The organism is Synechocystis sp. CACIAM 05, from assembly GCF_010222815.1.
GTDB lineage: Bacteria > Cyanobacteriota > Cyanobacteriia > Cyanobacteriales > Microcystaceae > Synechocystis.
Map to the genome: position 1 here is coordinate 3,387,231 of NZ_CP019225.1, position 13,053 is coordinate 3,400,283.

The 13,053-nt window shown below is 47.0% G+C and carries 17 protein-coding genes and 1 pseudogene; 9 read left to right on the forward strand and 9 right to left on the reverse strand.

Annotated elements, in window-relative coordinates; translation table 11 throughout:
- The first annotated feature begins 50 nt into the window (after positions 1-50).
- Positions 51-2,003: a ShlB/FhaC/HecB family hemolysin secretion/activation protein gene (locus tag BWK47_RS15860; protein WP_237269686.1), complete on the forward strand. Its 1,953-nt coding sequence runs from the start codon at positions 51-53 to the stop codon at positions 2,001-2,003.
- A 137-nt stretch (positions 2,004-2,140) separates the two neighbouring features.
- Here BWK47_RS15860 and BWK47_RS15865 read toward each other — a convergent pair whose 3' ends face one another.
- Entirely contained in the window at positions 2,141-2,956 is an 816-nt protein-coding gene (locus BWK47_RS15865) for a glutathione S-transferase (RefSeq protein ID WP_162329404.1), read from the reverse strand.
- A gap of 176 nt (positions 2,957-3,132) precedes the next feature.
- On the opposite strand from BWK47_RS15865, the gene BWK47_RS15870 reads away from it, so the two are divergent.
- The 4 genes from BWK47_RS15870 (at position 3,133) to BWK47_RS15885 (ending at position 7,745) form a co-directional block, all read left to right on the forward strand.
- Positions 3,133-5,145 (forward strand): NAD-binding protein, encoded by a 2,013-nt coding sequence (locus BWK47_RS15870; RefSeq protein ID WP_162329405.1) that lies wholly within the window; start codon positions 3,133-3,135, stop codon positions 5,143-5,145.
- Between the two features lie 117 nt (positions 5,146-5,262).
- Positions 5,263-6,102, forward strand: a complete 840-nt coding sequence (gene dapF / locus BWK47_RS15875) for a diaminopimelate epimerase (protein ID WP_162329406.1) — start codon at positions 5,263-5,265, stop codon at positions 6,100-6,102.
- A 210-nt stretch (positions 6,103-6,312) separates the two neighbouring features.
- The gene (locus tag BWK47_RS15880; RefSeq protein ID WP_162329407.1) at positions 6,313-7,470 is read left to right on the forward strand and encodes a DegT/DnrJ/EryC1/StrS family aminotransferase; all 1,158 of its coding nucleotides are present in this window, start codon (positions 6,313-6,315) and stop codon (positions 7,468-7,470) included.
- 23 nt (positions 7,471-7,493) lie between these two features.
- The gene (locus BWK47_RS15885; protein WP_162329408.1) at positions 7,494-7,745 is read left to right on the forward strand and encodes a hypothetical protein; all 252 of its coding nucleotides are present in this window, start codon (positions 7,494-7,496) and stop codon (positions 7,743-7,745) included.
- Positions 7,746-7,772: 27 nt separating this feature from the next.
- Here BWK47_RS15885 and BWK47_RS15890 read toward each other — a convergent pair whose 3' ends face one another.
- From BWK47_RS15890 to BWK47_RS15910, 6 genes are all read right to left on the reverse strand, one after another.
- Positions 7,773-8,459 (reverse strand): response regulator transcription factor, encoded by a 687-nt coding sequence (locus BWK47_RS15890; RefSeq protein WP_162329409.1) that lies wholly within the window; start codon positions 8,457-8,459, stop codon positions 7,773-7,775.
- A gap of 44 nt (positions 8,460-8,503) precedes the next feature.
- Positions 8,504-8,836: a DUF5615 family PIN-like protein gene (locus BWK47_RS15895; protein WP_162329410.1), complete on the reverse strand. Its 333-nt coding sequence runs from the start codon at positions 8,834-8,836 to the stop codon at positions 8,504-8,506.
- Positions 8,833-9,045: a DUF433 domain-containing protein gene (locus BWK47_RS15900; protein WP_237270016.1), complete on the reverse strand. Its 213-nt coding sequence runs from the start codon at positions 9,043-9,045 to the stop codon at positions 8,833-8,835. The genes BWK47_RS15895 and BWK47_RS15900 overlap by 4 nt, the downstream gene beginning before the upstream one ends.
- A complete protein-coding gene (locus BWK47_RS17195) occupies positions 9,035-9,193 on the reverse strand; it encodes a hypothetical protein (protein ID WP_237269687.1) in 159 nt (52 codons plus the stop codon). Before BWK47_RS17195 ends, BWK47_RS15900 begins: the two co-directional genes overlap by 11 nt.
- Before the next feature lie 63 nt (positions 9,194-9,256).
- Positions 9,257-9,676: a hypothetical protein gene (locus BWK47_RS15905; RefSeq protein ID WP_237269688.1), complete on the reverse strand. Its 420-nt coding sequence runs from the start codon at positions 9,674-9,676 to the stop codon at positions 9,257-9,259.
- A 256-nt stretch (positions 9,677-9,932) separates the two neighbouring features.
- Complete coding sequence (locus tag BWK47_RS15910) at positions 9,933-10,079, reverse strand: hypothetical protein (protein WP_237269689.1); 147 nt, start codon at positions 10,077-10,079, stop codon at positions 9,933-9,935.
- Positions 10,080-10,519: 440 nt separating this feature from the next.
- On the opposite strand from BWK47_RS15910, the gene BWK47_RS15915 reads away from it, so the two are divergent.
- From BWK47_RS15915 to BWK47_RS15930, 4 genes are all read left to right on the forward strand, one after another.
- Entirely contained in the window at positions 10,520-11,068 is a 549-nt protein-coding gene (locus BWK47_RS15915) for a hypothetical protein (RefSeq protein ID WP_162327078.1), read from the forward strand.
- 108 nt (positions 11,069-11,176) lie between these two features.
- Positions 11,177-11,953: a fimbria/pilus periplasmic chaperone gene (locus BWK47_RS15920; RefSeq protein WP_162329412.1), complete on the forward strand. Its 777-nt coding sequence runs from the start codon at positions 11,177-11,179 to the stop codon at positions 11,951-11,953.
- Positions 11,954-12,019: 66 nt separating this feature from the next.
- On the forward strand, positions 12,020-12,223 hold the full coding sequence (locus BWK47_RS15925; protein WP_162329413.1) for a hypothetical protein: 204 nt from the start codon (positions 12,020-12,022) through the stop codon (positions 12,221-12,223).
- Between the two features lie 143 nt (positions 12,224-12,366).
- Positions 12,367-12,618 (forward strand): hemolysin XhlA family protein, encoded by a 252-nt coding sequence (locus BWK47_RS15930; protein ID WP_162329414.1) that lies wholly within the window; start codon positions 12,367-12,369, stop codon positions 12,616-12,618.
- Here BWK47_RS15930 and BWK47_RS17200 read toward each other — a convergent pair.
- Together BWK47_RS17200 and BWK47_RS17205 are read right to left on the reverse strand one after the other, a co-directional pair.
- Positions 12,615-12,881: a DUF4351 domain-containing protein gene (locus BWK47_RS17200; protein ID WP_237270018.1), complete on the reverse strand. Its 267-nt coding sequence runs from the start codon at positions 12,879-12,881 to the stop codon at positions 12,615-12,617. The genes BWK47_RS15930 and BWK47_RS17200 overlap by 4 nt on opposite strands.
- Positions 12,882-13,025: pseudogene (locus BWK47_RS17205) on the reverse strand (DUF2887 domain-containing protein); the annotation flags it as partial.
- Positions 13,026-13,053 lie beyond the last annotated feature (28 nt).

Genomic DNA, 13,053 nt, shown 5'->3' on the forward strand with positions numbered 1-13,053 from the left:
CTTTGTAGCCTTCCACGCCGACCTGTTCACCACCGGAGATGCCCAGGGCCATGTTAAGTTGCCGTTATACCCTGCAATTGGCGTTGTGCTTTTGCCTACCATTGGGGCTGGTAAATCAGGCTTTGGCCACGGGTTTGGGTACCTTTACTTCTAAGGTGCCAGTAGTAATTGAGCAAGAAGAGAAAGATTTAACCCTAGACCCAGATACCGAAGAGATAAAGGCGATCGCCGCCAAAGAATTTTTCCTTAGCCAAGGACAAGTTCCCACCCCTCCCCTACAACCACTGCCATCGGAAGACGATATTCAGGTCCCCTCTACTAGTCCTCCATTGGAACTAGGGCCAGAGTCCTCCCCTCCCAGCGCCGAAGAAGCGGTGGACACCTGTGGTTATAGACCATCTGCTCCTACCAACATAACGCCCATACCTCTGTTACAAGGGTCGGTGGATGGCACTCCCCTCCGGGTGAACCTACTGGGCATGACGGTATTTTCCCCCAAGGAGTTGTTAGCTTTACCAGCCCTACAACCTTGGCAAACTGATCCCCCCAGCGGCACTGCTCCCCTCATCATTGATACGAATTTGACGGCGGCGGAATTTGAAGTTTTATACCAAGGCATAGTAGAGGGCATTACCCAGCTATACATCAATCAGGGTTACATTACTTCCCAGGCGATCGCCAAACCCATTGAACCTGTTAAAAATGGTGAGTTTTTGGAACAACCAATCCAGGTGGTGGAAGGGCAGGTGGAGTCGATCCAAGTACGGGGTCGGGGTCGTTTGCGCCCAGCTTACATTTGCGACCGGGTAGCTCGGGGAGTTCATAGTCCCATCAATGTGGGTCAGTTGGAGGAAAGTCTACGGCTGTTGCAAATTAATCCCATGCTGGAAAAGGTGCAAGCTAGCCTTTTGCCCACCGGAAAAGTTGGGCTGAGCAATTTATCTGTCACGGTGGAGGAAGCTTTCCCCTTCAGTGCCAATCTCAGTTTTGATAACTATTCCCCCATCAGTTTGGGAAGTGAGCGGATCGGCCTTAGCTTGGACTATAAAAATCTCACCGGCCTTGGCGATCGTCTGTCGGGGAGCTATTACGTTTCCACCACTGGGGGTTTGGACATCCTCGATTTTAACTATCAGGTTCCCCTTAATCCCACCGATGGCACTCTCAATCTACGTTTTGTGCCCACCTGGACTCGCATTACCCAGTCCCCCTTCGACGTTTTTGATATCACCGGCAGTAACCCCCTCTACGAAATCAGTTATCGCCAACCCCTCTGGACTTCTTTAACAGATGAATTTGCCCTTAGTTTTGGTTTCCGTTACCAAGACGGTCGCACCCTAGGGCTAAATCGTCCCGATTTAACCAACTTCAGCCGCACCAGCGTGTTTCAGTTTGGCCAGGACTACACCCTGCGCGACCCCAATGGGCTATGGTTTTTCCGCTCCCAAATGAACCTGGGCACAGGATTATTTGATGCCACCACCAATCCCAGTCCCCTGCCTAGTGGGGAATTTTTCAGTTGGTTGGGACAAGCCCAGCGGCTGCAAAGACTGGATGATAATAACCTGCTCATTGTGCAAGCGGATTTACAACTCACCCCCGATAGTTTGCTACCGGATTATCTGTTCATTATCGGCGGTGGGCAGTCCCTGAGGGGCTATCGACAAAATGCCCGCTCCGCTGACAATGGCGTTCGTCTCTCGGTGGAAAATCGCATCACCTTGGCCAGGGATGGAGATAATAAATCTGTGTTTGAACTGGCTCCCTTTGTGGATTTTGGCGCAGTGTGGAACAGTGCCGGCAACCCCACCCAACTGCCGCCCAACTCTGTGTTGGTGGGGCCTGGACTGGGCCTTATTTGGCGGGATATTTTGGGGATGACCGGTTTGAGCTTCCGGTTTGACTATGGCATTCCCGTGATCAAATTGGATAACCTGACCGGCAATTGGCAAAATGACGGCCTATACTTCCAGCTCAATTACCGCCCTCCCTTTGGCAAGTAACTGAGAGAGGGAGTTTGGGGAACGCCGTAGTTTTTCCCATTTTTCAGAGATGTCCATTTAGAGTTGCCCTCCCTTGCTGGAGCTTTAGTGGGTCAACTTAACCAGAGCGTTCCAACCAATCAGTTGTTGAAAACCACCTACTCAATGGTGATGGTGGTGGGAGAACTATTGTTACTGCTACCGCTGCCGTTGTTCTGATTATTGTCCTGTTGATGACTGCGGCGATATTCCCGATAAAGGCGATCGCGCCATTCAAAAAATGCACTGTAGGCACTGTTATCCGCCAAGCCAGGAATGCCTTTCCCCTTCAACTCCTGGGCAATGTTTAAGTAATTTCCGCCGGGGATTTTGATCACCATACTCAATGCCGCCACCGTTAAATCTGCCAACGTTGGGCGATCGCCAATTAGGTAGGGCTGATGTTGCAAAATCAAAGTTAAAGCCTCCAAGTCCTGATGTAAACCCCGCATGGCTTCCTTGACCGCATCACCACCAAAACCAACGCCACTGCCCAATAGGTCCAACATAGCCGGGGGTACTGCACTGACTAAATTTTTGAAAATGCCTGGGGTTTGTTTGGGCAAAATAGAAGCTCGCAGACCAGGATTTTGGTTCAACGCCCCCACCATGGCAACCCGACCCTTCAGACCAATGGATTCGTCGGCCCATTCTTCCATCAGCAAGCATTGTCCCCGTTGCACAGGATCGTGGGGTAAAAGGGGATTTTCGGGGTATTTACGGTCTAGGTAGAGGGCAATTTCCGTCGAATCGGCAATGACAATGTCCCCATCCTTGAGCACTGGGACCTTTGTTTGTCCAGAAAGACGGAGCAAATCGATCTGACCAACCCCCGGCACCACTTCCACTGTCCGATAATCCAACCCTTTAAAGTCGAGAATCAGGCGGACTTTTTCCGAATATTGGGACAGTTCAAACTGATGAAGCTCAAGCATGGTAGGAATTTTAGCAGTGGGTGTACAATCGAAGGCAAACTTTGTTTAAAGTCCAACATAACACGACTCTCTCCCTCCCTGGAGCAACCTAGTCTCAGCCAGCCATTACACACAGAATAAATTTCAAACTTACTAATAGTTTTTGTCCCTAATTTTTGATCATCAGCAAGACTTTTATGGACTATTTTTTAGTTTGTGGGCTAGGGTATCTGGGACAACATTGCGTTGTTGCGCTGAAAAAATTTGGCGTTAAGGTAATTGCCATTGAAAAACAGCCACCGCCTCAGTGGGAAATTAAAAATTTAGACCATTACCTAGACCGATTAATTATTGGCGACTGTAGTCAAGCTAATATTTTACTCCAGTTGCCTATTAGTCAAATTCGAGCTGCTTTAATTGTTACCACAGTCGAAAAAATCAATCTTGAAACAGCCATAACCATTCGTACTTTAAATGCTAATACCCGTTTAGTTGTCAGAAGTGTACGGGATAATCTTAATTTTTTATTGAGTAACGAATTAGGGAATTTTATTGCCTATGAACCCAAACATTTACCAGCCAATGCTTATGCCCTTTCTGCCCTGGGCAAAGAAACCATTAGTCTGCTCAATTTAGGAGGGATAAAAATCAGAATCAATCGCTTGCAAGTTCCCGGTTATCACCATTGGCTCAGCTACAGTTGTGTGGATGAAATTAATAATCGTCACCGCCGTATTCTCAGTCACGATCGCCAGGGCGACTCTCCGTCCCAATCCATTGAGTTTCACTGCTGGCATCCAGAAGCAAAAATTCAGCCCCAGGATACGATTATTTACGTAGAAACAGAGGATAATTATTCCCTTAACAAGGGCTATGGCATTAATCCAAATAGAAAAAAGATTAGTCTAAATTTTCTATATTATCGCAGTTTGATACAGACCAAAATTAGTGACTGGGTTAAAAAATTTTGGGGGCTAAGCCTTAAGCAGCAGGTGGCGAGGGTTGCGATTATCTATGGCTTGGTAGTATTTCTGCTTTTAATTACGGGAACGGTATTATTCCGCTTCTTTTACCCCGGCACCACCTTGGTTTCTTCCTTTTACGTCACTGCTATTTTACTCTTAGGCGGTTACTCTGACCTGTTCGACTCCTTTGAACCCATATCAACTTTGCCTGAATGGCTACAGTTATTTAGCCTGGCTCTCACTGTTACCGGCACTGCCTTTGTCGGAGTTTTATACGCCCTATTAACCCAGGCTTTATTGTCATCTAAATTTCAATTTTATAATAAACGTCCCCCTATTCCCGAAGCTGACCATGTGGTGGTTATTGGCTTAGGTAAGTTAGGTCAAGAAATTACCAAGAAATTGCGGGAATTAAAAATTAATGTGTTGGGATTAACTTTTAATCCTATTACTAGCCAGTCAGATTTTTTAGATCTTCCCTTAATTTATGGCCATAATTTAGTCGATAGTTTACAATTAGCTAACTTAGAAACCGCCAGTAGTGTCATTGTGGTCACCGATGACGACATTGTTAATATTGAAACGGCGTTACTGACTCAAAAAATTAATCCCCATTGTCAATTAGTAATTCGCACCAATGGCGATACATTAACCAAAAATCTAGGACGATTATTACCAGCAGCAATTATTATTGATCCCTATGTAGCAGCGGCGGAAGTGTTTACAGGGGCAGCCTTTGGCGAAAACATTCTCGGTTTATCCTGTTGGCAAGAACAGACGGTTTTAGTCACCCAATATCATATTGAAGAACAGGATACGCTCCAGGGTTTATCAATTGCAGAGGTGGCCTATGGTTATGGAGTAGTGCCAATAATTTATCAAGATAAATCCGAAGATGAAGCGATTTTTTTGCCCTCGGAAGACCGATCCTTAATGCCTGGACATTTGCTAATTGTTCTAGCAACAATGGCAGGTTTACAATCGATTGAAGCAGGTGATTTAAAGCCCAAGCAATGGAAACTTAAAATTATTAAAGCTAGTTCTAAAATGTCTGTTTTCGACGGCATTAGCGCCATCGCTCGCATTGCGGGTTGTTCCTTAAAAATCGCAACGGAAACAATGAATAACTTACCGGCAACTTTACCCGTTAAAATGTACCATCACCAGGCGACAAAACTTAAAAAAGTGCTCCAGCAAAATCAAATTGAAAGTGTAATTGAACAAAGTTTGGCACCAATTTCCTAATTAGTAGTAATTCTCTTTCTTTTCCTGACAAAATTGCCGTAAAATACTGATGGCAATAGTTTTTTTATTATTCCCAACGGCGATCGCCTGACTTTAGTTTCCCTCTAACCTGATCCCATGGCCCTTAGCTTTAGTAAATACCACGGTCTCGGCAACGACTTTATTTTGGTGGATAACCGCCAAAGTACGGAACCCTGCTTAACCCCAGACCAAGCCCAACAGTTGTGCGATCGCCATTTTGGCATCGGGGCAGACGGGGTAATTTTTGCTTTGCCGGGGCAGGGGGAAACGGACTATACCATGCGGATTTTTAATTCCGACGGTTCGGAGCCGGAAATGTGCGGCAATGGCATCCGTTGTTTAGCGAGATTTTTGGCCGATTTGGAAGGCGTGGAGGAAAAGACCTATCGCATCCACACGTTGGCGGGGGTAATTATGCCCCAACTGTTGGCCGACGGCCAGGTGAAAGTGGATATGGGGGAACCCCAATTATTGGCGGAGCTTATTCCCACCACCCTAGCGCCAGCGGGGGAAAAAGTGGTGGATCTGCCCTTGGCCGTAGCGGGGCAAACCTGGGCGGTGACCTGTGTGAGCATGGGTAATCCCCACTGTTTGACCTTTGTGGATGATGTGGACAGCCTCAACCTGACGGAAATTGGTCCTTTGTTTGAGCACCATCCCCAATTTCCCCAGCGTACTAATACGGAGTTTATCCAGGTTTTAGGAAGCGATCGCCTGAAAATGCGGGTCTGGGAACGGGGAGCGGGTATTACTCTAGCTTGTGGAACGGGGGCCTGTGCCACAGTGGTGGCGGCAGTATTGACCGGCCGGGGCGATCGCCTTTGCACGGTGGAATTACCCGGTGGCAACTTGGAAATTGAATGGTCTGCCCAGGACAATCGGCTTTATATGACGGGGCCAGCCCAGAGAGTCTTCAGCGGCCAGGCGGAGATTTGAACAAAAATACTCTTGTTTTACTTTCTTAAGGAATTTTGCCAATGGGAAAGAGATAAAGACATTGAGCAACGTAAACCCATTTCCAGTCACTGCATGGATGGTGGGCGGCTAATCTGTTCAACTAAGGGACGGCCATGCCCTAGAATTTGATGGACATCTTTTCAGCCCAACGCCGCTATTTTTCCACCCCATAACTAGTTAATCAGCTCGATGAACATCCCCATCCTTGACCTTAAGCCCCAGTACCAAAGGATCAAAGCCGAAATTCAACAGGCGGTGAATGGTGTCTTGGAATCGGGACAATTCATTTTGGGCAAAACCGTTGCAGATTTTGAGCAAGCCGCTGCCGATTATCTCGGGGTGAAATATGCCATTGGGGTTAATTCCGGCACCGATGCCCTGATGATTGGCCTAAGGGCATTGGGCATTGGCCCAGGGGACGAAGTAATTACCCCCCCCTTTTCCTTTTTTGCCACGGCGGAATCCATTAGTAATGTGGGGGCTAAACCGGTTTTTGTAGATGTGGCGATCGCCGATTTTAACCTTGATCCCGACAAAATCAAGGCGGCCATCACCCCCCGCACTAGGGCAATTATGCCAGTCCATTTATTCGGTCAGCCGGCAGCCATGGCCCAAATTAAAGCCCTTGCCGATGCCCATGGTTTGAAAATTATTGAAGATTGTGCCCAGTCCTTTGGGGCTATCTATGCCGGTGATTGCTTGGGTTGTGACCAGGGCTGTGATGACCGAGTTAAACAGGCCCTAGTGGGTCAATACACTGGGGCCATGGGGGATGTGGGCGCATTTTCCTTTTTTCCCACTAAAAATCTGGGAGCCTATGGTGACGGTGGTTTGATCACCACTAACGATCCGGCGATCGCCGATTTGGCCCGCTGTCTGAGGGTGCATGGTTCTAGACAACGCTATCAAAACGAAATGCTGGGCTATAACTCCCGCTTAGATGCGTTGCAAGCGGCCATTTTGAACGTCAAACTATCCCATTTAAGGGAATGGAGTCTGGGCCGTCGTCGGGTGGCTCAGACCTATAATGATCTGTTCCAAGGGGTGGAAGGTATTATTACCCCCACTATCACTGCTGGCCATGTGTTTCACCAATACACCCTGCGGATTTTGAACGGTCAAAGGGACGCCCTCGCTAACGCAATGCAAGGCATGGGGATTAGTACCATGATCTATTACCCTGTGCCCCAGGATCAATTGCCGGTGTACCGGGGTCAGTATGCCCCCAACCCCATCAGCGATCGCCTGGCCACGGAGGTATTGAGTTTACCCATCTGGCCAGAAATGGAAACCGAAACGGTGCAAACGGTGGCTGAAAAAATTAGCCAGATTTTACCTAGTTTGTAAACTTCTCCCACCATCAATTATCTATGCCTATGGAAGCCGGACAACAATTCCTCACCCCCGCCGAGTCCCACGCCGTTGATGGAGCCCTGCTCAGTCAGTCGGAAAAGTTTCTCACCCGCTTGACCATTTCTTCCTTCCGACTTTTGCAAACCATTGCGGCGGAGGAACAATTGGCGATCGCCGACCTCACCCCGGAAATTATCATTGCTTGGTTTGAAAGGGATGCCAAAAGGAAACGGGAGCAGGGGGCAGAAAAGCCTGTGCTGGATTGGTAGGGCTCAAATATGATTCGTCGAAATGAGTTAGGTTAGATATCCTTCCCGCAACCCGGCGATCGCCGCTGAAGTCCTATCCCTGGCGTTGAGTTTACGCATAATGGTCTGCACATATTCCCGCACTGTGGAGCTGGCGAGATGTAATTCCCGGCCAATTTCGCTGTTGGTTTTGCCTTCCGCCACTAACCTTAAAATGGCCACTTCCCGCTGGGTCAATTCATCTTTCTGGGATTTGCGATAATCGGCGATCGCCTCAAGGCGACTGTCAATGTAGGTTCTGCCCTGGAGTAGACATTCCACCGCCAAATTAATTTCCCCATTACCTAAACTAGACTCCAGAAAGATGGCATCGGCTCCGTACTGCTGGGCTTCTTCCACAATGGCCGCATGGTCATTCAACAGCAATAGTAGGCACTGCGGCGATCGGGCATGGGCTTTGAGCTGTTTCAGCAGGTCTAAACCGGAACCATCCTCTAACCGTTGGCAAATGACCACCACCAAAGGCTCTGCTTGTTGTTCAAAGTAGGTTAGGGCTTCGCTTTGTAGAGTAAAAATTTTGACTTTCTTTTTGTTTGGTCGCTGGGAGGAAATGCGGGCGACGGATACGGCAAACAAACGGGGATACAGGCAGGCAATGACATTAAAGTGATTCACCAAAAGTTGGAATAGGTCATACCTGGCGTTAAATACGAGGGAATCAGGGTCAAATTCCATGGATGATAGGTTTGTCCCGCAGTGAGCTTTATGTAGTTTTCGGACTATGAAAGGGCAAGCAAAGATAAGTTTTTATCTGCACAAAATGATTCTATCCTACTAAATTCTCGACGGAGTAGATTTTCAACTTGTAAGGTTGAGCAGTTTCCCAATTGAAGCCAGATAACTTTGGGGGGATTGCCAAGCACCAAACTAAGATCGTGCATGTCTACATCTTTGGAGACGATCACTAGATTATTATTTTTCGCATAATCCCAAACAATAGGATCGATTGTTGCCTCCATTCCAACATCCCGTACATGAAGAGAATCAGGAAAAAGATCACCCAATCGAATGGATAATTTTGGAGAGAGATTTTCATCAAACAATAATTTCATGCGGACAGGGGAGAAATCATCAATCGACGTTCACGGTCGGCCGCATAAGCAATACAAGCTTTTAAGTCTTCTCTAGTTAAATCTGGAAAATCTTCGAGGATTTCTGCCTCGGTCATCTCAGAAGCCAGGTATTCTAGTACTTCGTAAACAGTAATACGCAAGCCCCGCACACAAGGCTTACCTCCCCGTTTGTTGGGTTCAATTGTAATATAGTCTCTGTAGCTCGTTGAGGCCGGCCCATTGGGGGATGCTGAGGGCGTAGTTTCGGAAGTAGATGGTGTCATATTTGAGGGCTACTCCTGTTAAAAAGACCAGCAGGGTGGTGACAATGGCAATAAATGTTTGGAAGTCGGGCATTGACCTAGCCAAGAGTTAACTTGATTGTAGCAACCATGGCCCTGGGCCTATCGCAATGGCAGTTTATAGGATGTTTCCGTACTCTTCTAGCAGGGCAAGGATGTTGACTAGTTGTTGTCGGTGGGCAGAGGTGGGGTCAAGCCGGAACCGGATGATTGCAGTACGATATCTAGTTTCGATTCTAACTCGGCGAGTTTCTCGTTCTGTTGCCTCAGCTTGGCGGTATCTTGCCTCAGCTCTTTCATCCTCTGCTCGTGCCTGATCCTCGCTTCTTCGTTGCTCTTCCTCAACTCGGACAAACCCCCGTAGGAGTTGATCCAAGACCACAAACGTGAAAGTAATCCCGACGAAGCTGAGGCCGGCCCATTGGGGGATGCTGAGGGCGTAGTTTCGGAAGTAGATGGTGTCATATTTAAGGGCTACTCCTGTTAAAAAGACCAGCAGGGTGGTGACAATGGCAATAAATGTTTGGAAGTCGGGCATTGACCTAGCCAAGGGTTAATCTGATTGTAGCAACCATGGTCTTGGGCCCATTGCAATGGCAGTCACAGTGGACTTTGGCCTATGTCTCAGACAGGCTAAAAAATAATCACATCCACCCTTTTCTGCGCTGGCCATGGGCAAGGCTAGATATTTATCCCCCTAAATCTCCTCACTAAAGCTCCGGCTTAAAAAGGGGGACTTTCATCATGGTTCCCCCCTTCCGAAGGGGGGCTAGGGGGGATTAAACAGCCAAAATTCAACTTTCCCAACATCCTCTTTGGGCCTCTTCTGTTTCCACCAGTTGCAAAATCATCCTCAGAGCTTGGGTCTCTAAGGCAATCCTTGCCTGGGTTTGATCGTCAAAAACCCGATTCAACACGCTGGTGTCTAGATAAAGTTTCACGGTATGGACTTTTAAACGTTGGTCAATATTGTAAGCGTCAACATCCCGAAGAGGAATAAGGACAGTAACCAGGGCTCGGTTAACACAACTTCACAATCACCCCCTTAAGAAACCATTCAGGATTGACGTAAACAGCTTTCTTTTTCAGGAAAACCCTATCTTGATCTAAATACACAACAGTTGTGATCTGGGTCACAACCAATGAGTGATTAGGGACAATACTTTTCTTCATTTATGTGGCTTTTGTTACAAAAAATCGTATTTCTACGGAGCAGTAAACAAACCATATTTAGTGAAAGTCCAGTGTTAGTGCCAATACGCACAAATTGCCGTTTCCCTACAATAAAGGAGTAAAGAAAAAAACAACATTCATTTCCCAAGACCGACGAGCGATACATCGAGTTACCACCCACGAGGTCACGGGAAGGAGGCGACAGATTATGTTCACTAAATTCAATCGAGTTCTTTTGGCTTCTGGTTTGGTTCTGACTTCCCTAGTCGGTTTTGGTTCTTCCGCTTTTGCGGAAGATATAAGGAATGGTACTGAAACTTTAATAGGGACCGAATTGCCTAAAGCAACACTGACTTGGACAGGTGCAACCACGGCATTCAATATGACTTACGGGGAGGCATACTCGGGTGATCTAGGTACAGTCACAGTGGTTAATAATATCATTGGTGCATGGCGAGTAACAGTTGAGGGAGATGCAACCCCGGGGCTACTTGATGGGCAAACTATGGGTGCAACAAATGTCAAAATTCCGTATACTGTCAAATTAACTCAATTAGAAAACAGTAAAGTTGGAAATGGGCTAGACGTGACTCCTGGGGTGGCTGCAAATGTAGACAGAATTATCGCATCTGATACTATCACCAATACTCCGATTGATGGATCAGGAGCTCTGACCATGTCGATTGCAGCTGCAGACACTAAAGTTGTGGCTCAAACGTATCAAGAAATCCTTAAGCTCGTTTTGACTGTTCCATAAATTTGTCTAGCATTACAGAAAGTCGGTGGGTTACTAACATGATTAGACTTCATAGACGTAATTCACCGAAATTCTTTCTAAATAAGGGGACAAATGGGGATTAGGACTATGGCTAAAAGACCAATTTCTGTATGTTTAACATTTTGTCTAGCTATCTTTGGCTTAGTTGCCGGGTCTTGTGACTCGTCCTACGCCGGCTCCAGTTTTGAATTGGTTCCAAGCTCCTTGGAGTTGACTCCTTCCGGTGCAGGGGCAACCCGAAGTTTCACAGTCAAAAGTAATGGTGACGAACCTGTTGCAGTTCAGGTCGTGGTTGTAAAAAGACAGATGGCTATTGACGGAACAGAAACATACGGTGAAGAGGATGAAGACTTTTTAGTTTACCCCCCCCAGATGATTGTGTCCCCAGGACAACAGCAAATGGTTCGGGTGACTTGGTTAGGCAATGATTCCCCGGAAAAAGAACTTTCCTACAGGGCTATTTTCGAACAACTACCGATAAATTTAACAACTATAAGCAGTGGAAATGATTCTGGAATAGAAGCAATTGTTTCCGTCACCTTGACCTATAAGGCCACAATTTATGTAATTCCCAATGGAGCTTCTGCAGACGTCGTTTTGATCGGGGCTGAATCACAAAAGGATGATTTAGGAAATGACTTACTAGTTCTCAATTTTTTAAACCGGGGTACAGCCCACAAACTCTTAACTGGACTGGTTGTTAATCTCACTTCTGAAGGAAAAACCATCACCTTGAACAAAGATGAACAACTTAAAGGAGTCAGTGGAGAAAATATCCTTGCCGGCAATAAACGCCGTTTTGTTTTGCCCTGGCCCAAAGAATTGCCCGTTGGCCCTGTTACCGCCACCTTTACCACCAACTAATTGCTAGCCGATCGCCGGGAGAGAGTGCGTATGGAGCATCCCTAGCTTCGGCTCGGAGGTATTCCCATGCGCCTATTTATTGTTTCCCTTAGTCTGGCAATTACCTTGAGTCCTAGCTTGGCCATGGCCGAAAAGGTCAATACCACTGTGGTTACCCCCAAGCCAGCCAAAAGTCTGGTGCTCAAACCCAACGCCACGGAAGGATTTGCCCAAACTCTACGGGAACCTAGGGCCCCAGCCGCTTCATCCGGGCCCAGAGCTAGTAAGTAAACCTTAAGTTTTTAACTTTCGCCTCCAGCGATTACCTTCCGGGGGAAAGGCATCGATTCCGTCCCTCCTTCGGAAGCCCTTTTTGTAAAATAGGAATCAATGGATCATGTCCCGTCAAATTCTTCTTTTGCTTAGGTTGCCCCATGACCACTATCAGCGACAATGACCTTAAAGCAATCCTGGCAAAGATTGACAGCCGGTTGGAGCGCATAGAGTCTGACCTGACCACCATCAAAGTTTCCCAAGCCAGAGTAGAAGAAAAACTAAATTCCCTAGACGACAGAGTGGGAAAACTGGAAGACAATCAAAACCGACAAATTTGGACTTTAATCATTGCTATTACCGGAGCTATGGCCGCCGGCATCATCAAGTTTAGCTTTTTCCCCAATCCCTAATACAAATTAGCCAAAAACTGTTCCAAATCAGCCACAGTGGTGAAGTCCAACAATGCTTCCCCAAGCTCATCCAACTGAGGTATTGGCAGTTCCCTAATTTGGCCAATCTGCTCATTAGACAATTCCCCCAGCCGCCTAGTTAACAGCCGCACGATCAAATTAGCCTCCCCCTCCTGACGACCTTCCTCAAGTCCCTCCTGAATTATCTCCTGATAGAACAGAGACTTGGTGATGTCCATTTGTTTCAGATCCAGCATTTGCATAATGACCTCCTTGGTTAAGTCAGGGAACTTATTGGCCAGTATAGTCTCGATTAAACTTAGTCGCCGTTGAAACTCATTGTCAGTCGGTGCTGATCTTAATAACCCCTTGCTCAGTTCCAGGGTTTTATTTTTGTCCGCAACCAAAAGTTTTGATTTCTCCCCATGCCTAAAG

What these genes read in the sequence shown, in the direction of transcription:
- BWK47_RS15860 (WP_237269686.1), top strand. Translation starts at nt 51, where the DNA reads ATGTTAAGTTGCCGTTATACCCTGCAATTGGCGTTGTGCTTTTGCCTA.
- BWK47_RS15865 (WP_162329404.1), bottom strand. Translation starts at nt 2,956, where the DNA reads ATGCTTGAGCTTCATCAGTTTGAACTGTCCCAATATTCGGAAAAAGTC.
- BWK47_RS15870 (WP_162329405.1), top strand. Translation starts at nt 3,133, where the DNA reads ATGGACTATTTTTTAGTTTGTGGGCTAGGGTATCTGGGACAACATTGC.
- dapF (WP_162329406.1), top strand. Translation starts at nt 5,263, where the DNA reads ATGGCCCTTAGCTTTAGTAAATACCACGGTCTCGGCAACGACTTTATT.
- BWK47_RS15880 (WP_162329407.1), top strand. Translation starts at nt 6,313, where the DNA reads ATGAACATCCCCATCCTTGACCTTAAGCCCCAGTACCAAAGGATCAAA.
- BWK47_RS15885 (WP_162329408.1), top strand. Translation starts at nt 7,494, where the DNA reads ATGCCTATGGAAGCCGGACAACAATTCCTCACCCCCGCCGAGTCCCAC.
- BWK47_RS15890 (WP_162329409.1), bottom strand. Translation starts at nt 8,459, where the DNA reads ATGGAATTTGACCCTGATTCCCTCGTATTTAACGCCAGGTATGACCTA.
- BWK47_RS15895 (WP_162329410.1), bottom strand. Translation starts at nt 8,836, where the DNA reads ATGAAATTATTGTTTGATGAAAATCTCTCTCCAAAATTATCCATTCGA.
- BWK47_RS17195 (WP_237269687.1), bottom strand. Translation starts at nt 9,193, where the DNA reads ATGCCCGACTTCCAAACATTTATTGCCATTGTCACCACCCTGCTGGTC.
- BWK47_RS15905 (WP_237269688.1), bottom strand. Translation starts at nt 9,676, where the DNA reads ATGCCCGACTTCCAAACATTTATTGCCATTGTCACCACCCTGCTGGTC.
- BWK47_RS15915 (WP_162327078.1), top strand. Translation starts at nt 10,520, where the DNA reads ATGTTCACTAAATTCAATCGAGTTCTTTTGGCTTCTGGTTTGGTTCTG.
- BWK47_RS15920 (WP_162329412.1), top strand. Translation starts at nt 11,177, where the DNA reads ATGGCTAAAAGACCAATTTCTGTATGTTTAACATTTTGTCTAGCTATC.
- BWK47_RS15925 (WP_162329413.1), top strand. Translation starts at nt 12,020, where the DNA reads ATGCGCCTATTTATTGTTTCCCTTAGTCTGGCAATTACCTTGAGTCCT.
- BWK47_RS15930 (WP_162329414.1), top strand. Translation starts at nt 12,367, where the DNA reads ATGACCACTATCAGCGACAATGACCTTAAAGCAATCCTGGCAAAGATT.
- BWK47_RS17200 (WP_237270018.1), bottom strand. Translation starts at nt 12,881, where the DNA reads ATGCAAATGCTGGATCTGAAACAAATGGACATCACCAAGTCTCTGTTC.